The sequence below is a fragment of the Clostridium sp. UBA7339 genome (assembly GCF_002470865.1).
Lineage (GTDB): Bacteria > Bacillota > Clostridia > Clostridiales > Clostridiaceae > Clostridium_J > Clostridium_J sulfidigenes.
Map to the genome: position 1 here is coordinate 66,427 of NZ_DKPI01000003.1, position 15,490 is coordinate 81,916.

Here is a 15,490-nt window from a genome sequence, read left to right on the forward strand (position 1 = left end):
GGTTTAACCTATTATTTAATTAGCTAAACAATAAAATATTATATTTAAGGCATAGATAAAAATATAGTAGTCTCAACATATTTTATATTTAAATTATATATGGGGTGAATTAAATGAAGGAACTAGTAATAGCTTTAGGGGGAAACGCCTTAGGAAAAACAGCTGAAGAACAATTAGATTTAGTTAAGCATACAGCAAAAACCATCGTTGATTTAGTAGAAGAAGGCTATAATGTAATTGTTGGCCATGGTAATGGTCCACAGGTTGGAATGATAAACTTAGCCATGGAATTTGCAGCAAATAATGGAGCAAATACTCCATTAATGCCTTTTGCAGAATGTGGTGCCATGAGTCAAGGATATATTGGATATCACTTACAACAATCTATTAGAACAGAGCTTATATCTAGAGGAATTAGAAAAAATGTTGCAACTGTAGTTACTCAAGTTGTAGTTGATGAAAATGATGAAGCTTTTAAAAACTTAAGTAAACCAGTAGGAATGTTCTATAGTAAGGAAGAAGCAGAAAAGATAGCTGCAGAAAAAGGATTTACATTTGTAGAAGATGCAGGTAGAGGATATAGAAGAGTAGTTGCATCTCCACAGCCGCAAAAAATTGTAGAGCTTGAAACAGTTAAACAATTAGTTGAACAAGGAACTATAGTTATTACTGTTGGTGGTGGTGGTATTCCTGTAGTAGAGGAATCTGATGGATCTCTTAGAGGTGTTGCAGCAGTTATAGATAAAGATAAATCAAGCGCAAAACTTGCAAAAGATTTAGATGCAGAAATGCTAGTTATTTTAACAGCTGTTGATAGAGTTTGTATAAACTTTAATAAACCAAATCAAGAAGAACTATCAGAAGTTAATCTAGAAGAGGCTGGTAAATATATACAAGAAGGCCATTTTGCTAAAGGTTCAATGCTACCTAAGGTAGAAGCATGTATGGACTATGTTAAATTTAGTAATAATGGTAAAGCTTTAATAACTTCACTAGAAAAAGCTAAAGAAGCTTTACATGGTATAACAGGAACTATAATAGAAAAATAATCGAATTTTATCTGGGTAAAACTAGAGTGTGAGGATTTAAAGCATCTGTGAAAGCTGTTTTAAGTCCTCATTTTTATATGTAAATTTTAGTAAAGGTGATATAATTCTTTTATAGGGTGTTTAACTATTTTTATATTTTTATATTTTTATATTCAGTGAAGGTTAAAATCTATGAAGCTTAAAGCATGTAGGGAAAATATTATGGTGAACATTAACTAAAATAATTTATATTGGAGGTATATGAATATGATTACTATTGTAGCAAAAAAGACTATAAAAAAAGATAAGAAAGAAGAATTTAAAAATTTAGCCAATAAACTTATAGAAGAAAGTAGGAAAGAAACTGGATGTATAGAGTATGATCTTTACGAAGATTTAAGAAATAGTGATGTAGTTGCATTCATTGAGGTTTGGGAGAGTGAAGAAGCAATAAAGTTACATAACAATACAATACATTTTACTAATCTTGTACCAGAACTCGCTAAACTTCAAGAGGGAGAAACAGAAATAACTCTTTATAAAAAAATATAGATAGAAAGCCTATTTCAAAGATAATATTGAAATAGGCTTTATTATATTTGAGAAAGTATTCCTAAATTATAACTTGATGTATGTATAAAAATACATATTTTAATAACAGGCAATGGAATATATGAAAAGTTTAATATATTGAAATTTTTATAAAATATTCTTTAAAATGAAATGAAGTTTATTACATATATTATAAAACCTTTAAGTTAACCACATAATTATCCATTAGAACAGTGAATATTATAACAGTTATTATATAAAAATATATATATTCGATAAAATAAATATTAGTTTTCTATTGTAATTTTATTAGTTTTGGAATAAAGTAATAATTGCTGATAAATTTCTACGTTATATTAGATAGATACATAATAGAAATAGGGATTTGAAAGTAAAATTTGACTGAATGCTAATATAACATAAGTGGCATTTTAACGGAGGGGATTTATATGGATATTAACTTAATTGGAGTACCTCTTTATTATGGATGTGATAGAGCAGGGGTAGAAAATGGACCAGATGAATTAAGAGAAAATGGAATTAAAAAATTATTAGAAAATCATAAAAATAAGGTATATGATTTAGGTAATATTTATGTTAATAATACAAAGGATAAGCAACCTTTTGCGGCCGGAGTAAATGCAAAATACATTAATGAAATTATAGAAGTAACTGAGAATTTAGCTAATTCAGTTTATAGTTCCCTATGCGGTGGAGGTTTTCCTATAACTTTAGGTGGAGATCATGCTTTAGCTATGGGAAGTGTTGCTGGTTCAAGTAGATATTTCCAGGGAGATTTAGCTGTAATATGGATTGATGCTCATGGAGATATAAATACCTTTGAGACAAGTCCTACAGGAAATGTTCATGGTATGCCATTAGCTGCATCAATGGGTTTTGGAGATGAATCTTTAACAACTTTATATTTTAATGGTATAAAAGTTAAAAAGGAAAATGTATTTATAATTGGAGCAAGAGATTTAGATGAAGGTGAACTTCAATTAATTAAAGATAAAAATTTAACTGTTTGGACTATGGATAAAGTAAGAGAAATAGGTGTAGATAAAGTGTGTAAGGAGCTTTTGGAAGGTTTAAAAGCACGAGGAATAAATAATATTCATATTAGCTTTGATATAGATTCTGTAGATCCAAAATTAATAAAAGGAACGGGAACTCCAGTTCCAAATGGATTTAATATAAATGATGCAGAGAAGTTATTAACTAGTATATTTAATACTAGATTAGTTAAATCTATGGATTTTGTAGAATTTAATCCATGTTTAGATGATACTGATACTACGTTAAAAAGTTGTATGGCATTAATAAAAAAAATAGGTGAATTAATATAGATATAAAAATTAAATAATTAAATCTGTAGAAATGTAGTATACTATGTTTAATGATATATATTTATATCTAAGTTAATCAAAATAAAAATGGAGGTAATAGTTATGCAAGTAACAAAGGAAATGACTATTGGGGAAGTAATAAGACAAAATGGGAAAGCAGCAGAAGTTTTAATGAGTTTTGGTATGGGTTGTGTTGGATGTCCTTCAGCACAAGCGGAAACTCTTGAAGAAGCATGTATGGTTCACGGATTAAAAATAGATGACTTATTAAGTAAACTCCAAGCTATTTAGGAATAAAATATAAGATTTAAAGACGCTACATAGGTAGTGTCTTTTTTTATAGATTAATTTACAAAAATGAAAGGTGTATAGTTTAGAATTATTATTTCTATGCATAAAAATTGCTCTTTTAAAAGATAATATATTAGAAAACTAATAATTGGAGGTAAATTAAAATGAAATCAGTACATTATAATGTTTCAGGATTAGTAAATTCAGAAAGTAGAACTAAGTTAAATAATTCTTTAGATAAAATTAATGGTGTACAACAGGTCTGTGTTGATATAGCAAGAGGTACAGTGGAAGTAAATTATAACAGTCCAGCAACTCCAGAAGAAATTAAGGACTGTATTTCTCATACAGGGTATATAGTAAAGTAAAAAAAGATAGAGCAAGAGTAATGGAGTTAAAATATTAATTTCTATATATAGATAAGGAGTGTTAAAATGGACTACAATTTTCCAATTGGGTTTAAGCCTCAACATCAAAGTATACAGCCAGGCATTGAAAGTGAAATGGAACCAAAACCTATCTATGAAATAGATGATTATCATAAAACTTCAGACAGATTAAAGGGCAAAGTAGCTTTAATTACAGGGGGAGATAGTGGTATAGGAAGGGCTATTTCTATACTATATGCAAAAGAAGGAGCAAAGGTATGTATAATTTATTTAAATGAACATGAAGATGCTAAGGAAACAAAAAGTCTTATTGAAGAAAGAGGAGGAGAGTGTTTGCTCATCTCTGGAGATATTGGTAATGAAGACTTCTGCAAGGAAGCTATAAAAAAAGTAGTACAAAAGTATGGAGTTATAAATATTTTTGTATCAAATTCTGCAGAACAACATGAGTGTCAACAAATTAATGAGATAACTAGTAAGCAATTACATAAAACCTTTGATACAAACTTCTTTGGAGCTTTCTATTTAACAAAAGAAGTACTCTTTCATATGAAGAAGGGGGATTCAATAATATATACAACTTCTGTAACAGCCTATGAAGGAAATGAAACTTTAATAGATTATTCTTGTACTAAAGGAGCTTTAACAGCCCTAACTAGAAGTTTATCAAAGTCATTGGCTACAAGAGGAATAAGGGTAAATGCAGTGGCACCAGGTCCAGTATGGACGCCACTTATACCATCATCCTTTCATAGTGATAAGGTATCTACTTTCGGCAGTAATACCTTGTTTAAAAGAGCAGGTCAGCCTGTTGAAATTGCAGAGAGCTATGTATTCTTAGCTGGAGATGGGGCTTCATTTATAACTGGAGAAACTATTCATATAAATGGTGGTCAATTTATAACTAGTTAATAATTTATATAATTAAATTAAGTTACTTAGTTAGACCATGAGTAGATAATGTAATTATTGTCTACTCATTTTATTTTCATGAAATAAATTATAAAAAACATAAAATTAACACTGTTTAATTTTACATATATGGTATAATAATGAGTTGAGGCAAACTATTGGAGTATATCAAAGTGAAGCCATAATAATGTGAATAATTTTTGGGGGGTAAAATATGAGAAGTATAGCATTTATAGGAGGACTATTGATAGATGGATCAGGAACTGAACCTGTAGAAAATTCCTTAGTTCTTGTTGAAAATAAGAAAATTACTTATGCTGGAGTGATGAAAGAAATAGAAGAGAATTATGAAATAATAGATATATCAGGAAAAACTATTATGCCAGGGCTTATAGATTCTCATCTACATTTTAGCGGAAATAGAACAGATAGTGATACAGAGTGGGTATTAGAGCCTGTGATACAAAAGACAATAGTAGCTGTTGCTCAAGCTAGAGAAGCTTTGGAGCATGGACTAACATCCGTAGGTGAAATTTCTCGTTCTGGAATTCATCTTAGAAATATGATTGAAGAAGGAATAATACCAGGACCACGTATAGTTGCAACAGGTTTAGGATTTTGTAGAACTTCAGGACATGGAGATTCACATAATTTACCATTGAACTATAATGAAGATTCACATCCATGGGCAGAAAGAGTTGATGGACCTTGGGAATTGCGTAAGTCTATCAGAAAACGAATACGTGAAAATCCTGATGCTATAAAAATATGGTCTACTGGAGGAGGTATATGGAGACATGATGCCAAAGCAGCATCTCACTATTGTATGGAGGAAATACAAGCTGTGGTAGATGAATGCAATATGGTTGGATTACCGGTTTGGTCTCATGCTGAAGGTTATGAAGGAGCTTTAAATTCATGTAAGGCAGGAGTTTCTGCTATAATCCATGGTCAGGAATTAAATGAAGAATGTTTAGAAATAATGAAGGAAAAGAATATAAGCTTTTGTCCAACCCTTCAATTCTTCTATCAATGGTTTACAGTGTACGAGCCTCCCTATAGAAAAATTTTAGATGATTATGAGGGAGAGACAGTAGCTGAAAAGGAGCTAAATCGTATAATAAGTAATCTAAGAAATGCAAATAAAAAGGGAATAAGAATAACAGTAGGTTCAGATTCCTTCTGTAGTAGCTTAACTCCCTATGGAGAATATGCAATAACTGAAATGTATACTCTTTGTAAAGCTGGACTTACCAATATGGAGGTAATTTTAGCAGCTACAAAAAATGGAGCAGAAATGCTAAAAATTGATGATATAACAGGCACTTTGGAGTTAGGTAAGTTTGCTGATATTATTGTATTGAATGGAAATCCATTAAAGGATATTCATGATATAAGAAGTGGTAACATGCAGATAATTATGAAGGAAGGTACCTTTGTAAAGAAAAATATAAATTAATAGTTTAAAGAGTTGTCTTAAAATACACTAGATCTTAAATTGATGTTTAAGCATCATTTCCTTAATGAAATGTGAATAAATATCTTAAAGAGTGCAAAATTTTAAGGCGCTTTTCTTTTTTTTGAAAAATATAATTACTTAGCTTTATTGAGCAACAAAGCACATTAACCCATTAAGAAATAGTGAAATATAGATATATATGAAGATTGTTATTAATTTATCATTAAAAAGTAATGGATTAAACAAAAATTAATGGAATATTGAGAGAATAAATCAATATATATATATCATATAAAAAATGGGGGGTGAGAATTTGATTAAATACATTCTAAAAAGACTAGGTATAAGTGTAGTAACTATATTTATAGTTATCACTGCGACATTTTTTTTAATGAGATTAATGCCTGGTGGACCTTTTGATGGTGAAAAGCCACTACCACCAGAAATAAAGGCTAGTTTAGAAGCAAAATATGGATTAGATAAATCTTTAGGTGAGCAATATTCTATGTATTTAAAGGACTTGCTTAAGGGGGATCTAGGTCCAAGTATGAGATACAAAGGAAGAGAAGTACAAGAAATAATAGGTTATTCTTTCCCGGCATCTGCTAAACTTGGTGGAGTAGCTGTGGCAATTTCCTTAATTTTTGGAATACTTTTAGGGATAATTGCTGCTCTTAAATATAATAAGTGGCCAGATTCAATATGTATGGTACTTGCTACACTGGGAGTTACATTGCCAAGCTTTGTTATAGCTACATTATTGATGTATGTATTTGGAGTTAAACTAAGCTTAGTTCCAATAACAGGGTTAGATGACTTAAAGAGTTATATTTTACCATCAGTAGCTCTAGCTGGATATTCCATAGCATTTATATCTAGACTTACAAGATCTAAACTTTTAGAAGTTTTGAAATCAGATTATATTAGAACTGCAAAGGCAAAAGGAGTTAATGGTAGAAGAATTATGTTTAAACATGCTCTTAGAAATACATTAATCCCTATAGTAACCTACGTAGGTCCATTGATTGCAGGAATATTAACTGGTAGCTTTGTAGTAGAAAAGATATTTGCTATACCTGGACTTGGAAGAGAGTTTGTAACTACAATAACAAATAGAGATTATACAACTATACTTGGAGTAACTATATTCTATAGTACACTTCTTATACTATGTAATTTAATTGTGGATATTATGTATGTAATTATAGATCCAAGAATTAAATTAGAAAATGTTGAAGCGTAGGAGGTGATGTTATGGAATTTAATGAAGAAATTAATGAAATTTTAGAAAAGGATTTTGTCTTTGTAGATGAAGGTAGTAAACAAAAGGATACAATAAATAGGCCAAGTGTATCTTATTGGAAAGATTCGTGGAGAAAACTTAAAAAAAATAAGTTAGCAATAGTAGGGCTTATCTTTGTTATTCTTATAACTCTAGGAGCTATATTTATTCCTTGGTTTTCTAAACATGATTATACGACAAATAACTTAATGCTTACTAACCAAGGACCGTCTGCAGAGCATTGGTTTGGAACAGATTCACTAGGAAGAGATTTGTTTGTAAGGGTTATGTATGGTGCTAGATATTCTTTAATAATTGGTTTTGTGGCATCTATACTTAATTTGGTTATAGGTATAGTATATGGTGGAATTGCTGGACTTATAGGTGGATGGGTAGATAATATTATGATGAGAATTGTAGATATAATATCTTCTATACCTATGACAATATATGTAATACTATTAATGGTCATTCTTGAAAAAGGTGGTTTATTCAATATTATTGTAGCATTGGCTATTTCTTATTGGATAGGTATGGCTAGAATTGTTAGGGCAGAAATACTTCAGCTTAAACAACAAGAATTTATTTTAGCTGCTAAAACTTTAGGAGCTCAAGGTAAGAGAATACTATTTAAACATCTAATTCCAAATTGTTTAGGTCCAATTATAGTAACTCTTACACTGCAAATACCAACTGCAATATTTTCAGAAGCTTTTTTAAGTTTTATTGGATTAGGATTAGTACCACCACTTGCATCATGGGGAACTTTAGCTAGTGATGCTTTATCTACTTTAAGATTATATCCGTATCAGCTTTTATTTCCGACGTTGGCTATATGTATAACAATTTTTTCATTTAATATGCTTGGTGATGGGCTTAGAGATGCTCTAGATCCAAAGATTAAAAAGTAGGTGGTGGAAGGATGAGTAATTTGTTAGAAGTAAATAATTTAAAAACATCTTTCTATACTCAATTTGGAGAAGTGCAAGCTGTAGGGGGAGTTTCATTTAATCTAGAACATGGTGAGGTTATGGGTATAGTTGGAGAATCTGGTAGTGGAAAAAGTGTTACAATGATGTCTATTATGAGGCTTTTAGATGATAATGGTAAAGTAAAAGAGGGGAAAGTAAGATTTGAAGATAAGGATATAGTATCTATCAGTGAGGAAGATATGTCTACCATAAGAGGGAATGATATATCCATGATTTTCCAAGATCCTATGACTTCTTTGAATCCGCTTATGACTATAGGAAATCAAATTATGGAGCCACTTAGAATCCATAAGAAGATGACTAAAGAAGAAGCACATAAAAAAGCTGTAGAATTATTACACTTAGTTGGTATACCTAGTCCTGAAAGCAGAATGAAGCAATATCCACATGAGTTTTCTGGGGGTATGAGACAAAGGGTTATGATAGCTATGGCATTAACTTGTAATCCAAAGCTATTGATAGCGGATGAACCAACTACTGCACTAGATGTTACGATACAAGCACAAATTTTAGAGATAATGAAGGATATAAAGGAAAAACTAAATACATCTATAATTCTTATTACACATGATTTGGGAGTTGTTGCAGATATTTGTGATAATGTGAATGTAATGTATGGAGGTCTTATTATAGAGCAAGGAACTGTAAAGGATATATTCTATAATTCTAAACATCCATATACTTGGGGTCTTATGGAAAGTGTTCCTAATCCTAATACCTTGGTAAGAGAAAGACTAAGACCTATAGATGGTCAACCACCAGATTTATTTAAACCTCCAAAGGGATGTCCATTTTATGTTAGATGTAAATATTCTATGGAAGTATGTAAAGAGCATAGACCTAAATATTATGAAATAACTCCAGGACATAAATCTGCTTGTTGGTTAAATGATAATAGGGCACCAAAGGTTGAAACTCCATTGAAGAGGAGGAAGGAAGATGAGTAGCATGGAGAAACTAATAGAAATAAAAAATCTATGTAAATATTTCAATACTAAGAAATCAATTTTTAGTAAGAATAAAGGAATATTAAAGGCTGTTGATGGGGTATCTCTTCAAATAAAAAAAGGAGAGACTTTAGGCCTAGTAGGAGAATCGGGATGTGGTAAAACAACTTTAGGTAGGACTCTATTAAAATTATATAATCCTACTGCTGGAGAGATATTTTATGATAATGAAGAGATTGGTAAGCTAACTAATAAGCAGATGCTATCTTATAGAAAAAAGATGCAGATGATATTTCAAGACCCTTATGCATCACTTAATCCACGGCTAACCGTTGGAGATATTATCGGTGAACCATTAGATATTTATAAAATATGTAAAGGCAAAGAAAGAGAAGAAAAAGTAAAGTATTTTTTAGATAAGGTAGGTCTTGATCAAAATCATTTAAATCGTTATCCACATGAGTTTTCAGGAGGTCAAAGACAAAGAATCGGAATAGCAAGAGCTCTTGCAGTTAATCCAGAGTTTATTGTTTGTGATGAACCTATTTCTGCTCTAGATGTATCCATACAAGCTCAGATAATTAATATGATTGAGGATTTGCAAAATGACTTTGGCCTAACTTACTTGTTTATAGCTCATGATTTATCCATGGTTAAGCATATATCCAATAGAGTTGGAATAATGTACTTAGGAAAACTAGTTGAAATAGCAGAGAGTAATGAGGTATATAGTAAACCAATACATCCCTATACCAATGCATTACTATCTGCAATTCCAATTCCTGATCCGGATGAAGCTAAAAGAAGACAAAGAATAATTTTAGAGGGAGATATTCCATCTCCAATTGATCCTCCACCAGGATGTAGATTTAAATCTAGATGTAAATATGCAAAACAAATTTGTGGTGAAGAGGAGCCAATTTTAAAGGAAGTATCTCCTGGCCATTGCGTAGCTTGTCATTTATTTTAAAATAAATTAATTAATTTAATAAGGAGGTCAATGAATGAAGAAAACTAGAATAATGGCACTGATAATGACTGCAATAATGACAGGTACATTACTTTTAGGATGTACTAAGACTAAAGGAAATGAAGGAGAAAAACCTGGTGATAGCAATACGCCTGTGGTAGAAGAAACAGTAGAACAAAAAATAGTATATAATTTAGGTGCAGATCCTAAAACTATTGATCCACAACTAAATTCAGCAGTAGATGGTTCAACAATAATTCACAATGCTTTTGAAGGGTTAATGAGAGAGGATGAAAATTCTAAAATAGTACCAGGTACTGCTGAAAAGTATGAAGTATCTGACGATGGAACTGTATATACTTTCCATTTAAGGAAGGATGCTAAATGGTCAGATGGAAAACCGGTAGTAGCTGGGGATTTTGAATATGCATGGAAGAGAGCATTAAATCCTAAAGTGGCAGCAGAATATGCATATCAACTTTTCTATATAAAAAATGGAGCTGCATACTATAATCAGGAAAAAGTAGGAGGTAAGGTTGCTACAGCAGAGGATGTAGGTGTAAAGGTTATAGATGATAACACCTTAGAAGTAACTCTTGAATCTCCAGTTCCATATTTCTTATCATTGGCAGCTTTTCCAACTTATTTCCCAGTTAGAAAAGATATTATAGAAGGAAATGAAGAAAAGTGGACATTAAAGCCAGACACATATATATCTAATGGACCATTTAAGATGTCTGAATGGAAAGAAAAAGAAAGTATTACATTTGTAAAAAATGAAAATTATTGGGATGCTAAAAATGTAAAACTTGAAACATTAGAAGTAAAATTAATAGATGATCAAATAACTTATTTAAATGCCTTTAAGAGTGGAGAAATAGATGTAATAGAATCACCACCTCAGGCTGAAATTCCTACATTACTAGATGAAGGAACAGCAAAAATATATCCTTATTTAGGAACGTACTTCTATGTAATAAATGTATCAGACAAAGCTAAGGATGTAGACCCTAAAGCAGCTGAAGCATTAAGTAATCCTAAGTTCAGAAAAGCTTTATCACTAGCTATAGATAGGCAACTAATAGTTGATAAGGTAGCTCAAGGTGGTCAAGCACCAGCAACTAGCTATGTTCCAGCAGGTATTCTTGATTCAATAGGAAAAGAGTTTCAAAAGGATTATTCATCAAAGGGTGCAAATATTGAAGAAGCTAAGAAATTGCTAGAAGAAGCTGGATATCCAAATGGAGAAGGAGCACCAACAATAACATTTACTTTTAATACAGATCAAGGTCATCAAAATATAGCTCAAGCAGTACAAGATATGTGGAAAACAAATCTTGGAATTAATGTAGAGTTGAAAAATGAAGAGTGGGCAGTATTCCAAGATACAAGGAATAATTTCCAATATTCTATGGCTAGACATGGATGGATAGCAGATTATAATGATCCGATGACATTCTTAGATATGTGGACAACTGGTAATGGACAAAATAATGCAGGATATTCAAATAAAGAATATGATAAGTTAATAGCTCAAGCTAAAGTAGAGTTAGATGATGCTAAGAGAACAGAATTATTACACAAAGCAGAAGATATTTTAATGGATGAATCACCAATTATACCACTATACTATTATACAAATGTATTATGTATAGACAAAAATGTTAAAGGAACTTATAAATCACCATTAGGACAAATGGAATTTAGAGATGCTTATGTAGAGTAATTAAATAAATAAAAAGAACTTTAAAATCAAAATGCTATCTCAAAAGAAATTTTGAGGTAGCATTTTAAAAGTGCTTTACAAAATAAATTAATTGTGATATTATTTAAAAAAATGAAATGTAGAAAGCGTTGAAGAGAAGAAGTAAAATTAATGTATCTTTACAGAGAATTCCCCATAAGCTGAGAGGTGGAAGAGTAAGTTGATTTGAATAACATCTCTGAGCAGTGCTCCGAAAGATAACAACCAGTAGGCAGTACCGGATCTGCACCCGATATAGTGCTAGAGTATAATCAATTTGTATTAATTGACGTACTTGAAGAGATTGTTATTGTAAAGTAGCAATGAATTAAGGTGGTAACACGTGAGTAGTACTCTCGTCCTTTTATATTTATATATAGGGATGAGAGTTTTTTTATTATATATAAATAAAAAAGATAAAGTATGGGCCCATAAAACTTTATCAACTCTTTAACTTTAAACTTAAAATCTAAGGAGGAATTATTATGAAGATAGAAGGGATTGTTATTCCGAAAGGATATAAATCGAATGCCACATTAATAGAAACAGAAGTACACATAAAGAAGATAAAAGATTTTTTTGAAAGAACTTTATCAGAAAATCTTAGCTTGACTAGAGTTTCAGCTCCACTGTTTGTGGACTCTCAAAGTGGATTAAATGATAATTTAAACGGAGTTGAGAGACCGGTAGTATTTGACTTGCTGGCTACAGGAAAAAATGTTGAAATAGTACACTCCTTAGCAAAATGGAAAAGAATGAGTCTTCATAGATACAACTTCCAAGTTGGAGATGGATTATATACAGATATGAATGCTATAAGAAGAGATGAAGAACTAGACAATTTACATTCAGTTTATGTAGACCAATGGGATTGGGAAAAGGTAATAAAAAAAGAAGATAGAAATGAAGAATATTTAAAAGATATTGTAAGAAAAATCTATAAGGTATTTAAGAAAACTCAAGAATTTGTTGATAAAAATTTAATGAAGGTAGAAAATCCTTTACCAAATGAAATACATTTTATAACTACTCAGGAGCTAGAAGACATTTATCCAAACTTTACTTCTAAGGAAAGAGAAGATGAAATTTGTAGGGAGTTTGGCGCTGTATTTATAATGAAAATAGGTGGAGCGTTAAAATCGGGAGAAAAGCATGATGGTAGGAGTCCGGATTATGATGATTGGAATTTAAATGGAGATATATTATTTTGGTATCCTTTATTAGATAGGGCTGTAGAACTTTCATCAATGGGAATAAGAGTAGATGAAAAAGCCCTTGATTATCAATTAACAGTATCAGGTAATGATAACAGAAGACGTCTAGATTTTCATAAGAGATTATTAGCAGGAGAACTTCCATATACAATTGGAGGAGGAATAGGTCAATCAAGAATATGCATGTTTTTTTTAAACAAAGCTCATATTGGTGAAGTTCAAGCTACTACATGGGATGAAAAAAATATAAAAATTTGTAAGGAAAATAATATAAATTTACTTTAATTCATAAGTGGATTTGTATATTTAATTTTTATATGATGAAGAAATGAATCATAATAAATTTAATTATTAAAGTGTGTTTTAATTTAAAAAATAGTTAAAAGTGAGGCTATCTTAGAATGTTTTTTATTATTCTAAGATAGCCTCACATATTAATATGTAAATTAGTTAGATTTATACTAACAATAATTTTATATATTTAATTATTAAATTAAATATATAAAATGACAAAAAACACTAGCCATATATATGGAAGTGTGGTAATATAAATTCTATGTTAAAAGTACAGACTACCCCATATTATTTATGGGGTAATTCTTATTATACAAATGTAGAGATTAAAAGTCAATAGTAAATTAATAAAATATAAAAATAAATTGTATGGGAGAAGATAACATGAATAGTAAGTATATTTTTGTAACAGGTGGAGTAGTTTCATCCTTAGGAAAGGGTATTACAGCAGCATCTTTAGGTAGACTTTTAAAAAATAGGGGATTAAATGTTACAATACAGAAGTTTGATCCATACCTAAATGTAGATCCAGGAACAATGAGTCCATATCAACATGGAGAAGTATTTGTTACTGATGATGGTGCTGAAACTGATTTAGATTTAGGACATTACGAAAGATTTATTGACGAAAATTTGAGCAAAAGTAGCAATGTTACTACTGGTAAAATTTATTGGTCAGTCATATCTAAAGAAAGAAGAGGAGAGTATTTAGGTGGAACTGTTCAAGTAATACCTCATATAACTAATGAGATAAAAGAAAGAATATGTAGGGTAACAAAGGAAAAGGCAGTAGATGTGGTAATAACTGAAATTGGTGGTACTGTAGGAGATATTGAATCCTTACCATTTTTGGAAGCTATAAGACAAATTCAGTATGAAGTAGGTAAGGAAAATGTGTGTTTTATACATGTGACTTTAGTACCTTATCTAGGAAAAGCTGGTGAATTAAAAACAAAGCCAACTCAACATTCGGTTAAAGAATTAAGAAGTATAGGAATTCAACCAGACTTAATAGTTTGTAGAGCTGAAAAGGAAATATCAGATGAATTGAAGGCAAAAATAGGTTTGTTTTGTAATTTAGAAGGTAAAAATGTAATACAAAATCTAGATGCAGAGTACTTATATGAAGTACCTTTAATGTTACATAAGGAAGGTCTAGATAGGTTAGTATGTGAAAGATTAAATTTAGAATGTACGGATATTGATAATTCACAATGGATTAATATGGTTAATAAAATTAAAAATTTAAATGAGAAAATTAAGATTGCTTTAGTTGGTAAATATGTAGAACTACATGATGCGTATATCTCTGTAGTTGAGGCTTTAAGTCATGGTGGATATGCTAATGATTGCATAATAGAAATGAAATGGATAAATGCAGAAGAGGTAGCAAGATATAATTCGGATGAAATTTTTTCTGATGTGAATGGGATATTAGTACCAGGGGGATTTGGAGATAGAGGAATAGAAGGCAAGATTGAAGCTATAAGGTGGGCAAGGGAGAATAAAAAACCTTTATTTGGGATATGTTTAGGTATGCAATGTTCAGTTATAGAATTTGCTAGAAATGTACTTGGATATGAAGGAGCTAATAGCTCTGAGATTGACCCAAATACAAAATATCCAGTAATAGATTTAATGGCAGATCAACAAGAAATTGAAAACTTAGGTGGTACTATGAGACTTGGTTTATATCCATGTAAACTAGACAAAAATTCAATAGTGGCTAGTGAATATGATGAAATATTGGTAAATGAAAGACATAGACATAGGTATGAATTTAATAATAAGTTTAGAGAAGAATTAGTAGAGAAAGGTATGAATATTACTGGGACAAGCCCCGATGATAGATTGGTAGAAATTGTTGAAATAAAAGATCATCCGTGGTATGTATCAGTGCAATTTCATCCAGAATTGAAATCAAGACCTAATAATCCTCATCCTTTATTCAAAGGATTTATAAGAGCTGCAATTAGAGATAAGGAAAGTAAATAATATAAATAATAAAAGAAGCATTTTTCTAGAATATTAACTGATATCTATAAATTTGATAGCAGTTCAATAGAA

General features: G+C 30.6%; 14 protein-coding genes and 1 other annotated feature. All 14 genes read left to right on the forward strand.

The features are described from left to right. Positions 1-113: 113 nt before the first annotated feature. The 14 genes from arcC to B2S02_RS00670 all read left to right on the forward strand — a co-directional run bounded on the left by arcC (position 114) and on the right by B2S02_RS00670 (position 15,418). Positions 114-1,049, forward strand: coding sequence for a carbamate kinase (arcC, locus tag B2S02_RS00605; RefSeq protein WP_346848036.1), 936 nt, complete (start codon positions 114-116; stop codon positions 1,047-1,049). 246 nt (positions 1,050-1,295) lie between these two features. Beyond that, the gene (locus B2S02_RS00610; RefSeq protein ID WP_346848037.1) at positions 1,296-1,580 is read left to right on the forward strand and encodes a putative quinol monooxygenase; all 285 of its coding nucleotides are present in this window, start codon (positions 1,296-1,298) and stop codon (positions 1,578-1,580) included. Positions 1,581-2,029: 449 nt separating this feature from the next. Further along, positions 2,030-2,929 carry an arginase gene (gene rocF, locus B2S02_RS00615; protein WP_346878788.1) on the forward strand — a complete coding sequence of 300 codons (900 nt, stop codon included), beginning with the start codon at positions 2,030-2,032 and terminating at the stop codon, positions 2,927-2,929. Between the two features lie 102 nt (positions 2,930-3,031). Continuing rightward, entirely contained in the window at positions 3,032-3,220 is a 189-nt protein-coding gene (locus B2S02_RS00620; RefSeq protein ID WP_346920134.1) for a DUF1858 domain-containing protein, read from the forward strand. Between the two features lie 164 nt (positions 3,221-3,384). Continuing rightward, complete coding sequence (locus tag B2S02_RS00625) at positions 3,385-3,588, forward strand: heavy metal-associated domain-containing protein (protein ID WP_346877457.1); 204 nt, start codon at positions 3,385-3,387, stop codon at positions 3,586-3,588. A 66-nt stretch (positions 3,589-3,654) separates the two neighbouring features. Continuing rightward, positions 3,655-4,521: an SDR family oxidoreductase gene (locus B2S02_RS00630; RefSeq protein WP_346878789.1), complete on the forward strand. Its 867-nt coding sequence runs from the start codon at positions 3,655-3,657 to the stop codon at positions 4,519-4,521. A 214-nt stretch (positions 4,522-4,735) separates the two neighbouring features. Further along, positions 4,736-5,980 carry a metal-dependent hydrolase family protein gene (locus B2S02_RS00635; protein WP_346920135.1) on the forward strand — a complete coding sequence of 415 codons (1,245 nt, stop codon included), beginning with the start codon at positions 4,736-4,738 and terminating at the stop codon, positions 5,978-5,980. 313 nt (positions 5,981-6,293) lie between these two features. Further along, the gene (locus tag B2S02_RS00640) at positions 6,294-7,223 is read left to right on the forward strand and encodes an ABC transporter permease (protein ID WP_346920136.1); all 930 of its coding nucleotides are present in this window, start codon (positions 6,294-6,296) and stop codon (positions 7,221-7,223) included. A gap of 11 nt (positions 7,224-7,234) precedes the next feature. Then, a complete protein-coding gene (locus B2S02_RS00645) occupies positions 7,235-8,173 on the forward strand; it encodes an ABC transporter permease (protein ID WP_346848044.1) in 939 nt (312 codons plus the stop codon). 11 nt (positions 8,174-8,184) lie between these two features. Continuing rightward, on the forward strand, positions 8,185-9,201 hold the full coding sequence (locus tag B2S02_RS00650) for an ABC transporter ATP-binding protein (RefSeq protein WP_346877460.1): 1,017 nt from the start codon (positions 8,185-8,187) through the stop codon (positions 9,199-9,201). Then, positions 9,194-10,171, forward strand: coding sequence for a dipeptide ABC transporter ATP-binding protein (locus tag B2S02_RS00655; RefSeq protein ID WP_346848046.1), 978 nt, complete (start codon positions 9,194-9,196; stop codon positions 10,169-10,171). Before B2S02_RS00650 ends, B2S02_RS00655 begins: the two co-directional genes overlap by 8 nt. A gap of 34 nt (positions 10,172-10,205) precedes the next feature. After that, positions 10,206-11,897 carry a peptide ABC transporter substrate-binding protein gene (locus B2S02_RS00660; RefSeq protein ID WP_346848047.1) on the forward strand — a complete coding sequence of 564 codons (1,692 nt, stop codon included), beginning with the start codon at positions 10,206-10,208 and terminating at the stop codon, positions 11,895-11,897. A gap of 119 nt (positions 11,898-12,016) precedes the next feature. Next, positions 12,017-12,282: a binding site (T-box leader), on the forward strand. 124 nt (positions 12,283-12,406) lie between these two features. Next, a complete protein-coding gene (gene asnA, locus B2S02_RS00665) occupies positions 12,407-13,414 on the forward strand; it encodes an aspartate--ammonia ligase (protein ID WP_346848217.1) in 1,008 nt (335 codons plus the stop codon). 393 nt (positions 13,415-13,807) lie between these two features. Next, positions 13,808-15,418: a CTP synthase gene (locus B2S02_RS00670; protein WP_346848048.1), complete on the forward strand. Its 1,611-nt coding sequence runs from the start codon at positions 13,808-13,810 to the stop codon at positions 15,416-15,418. Positions 15,419-15,490: the final 72 nt, after the last annotated feature.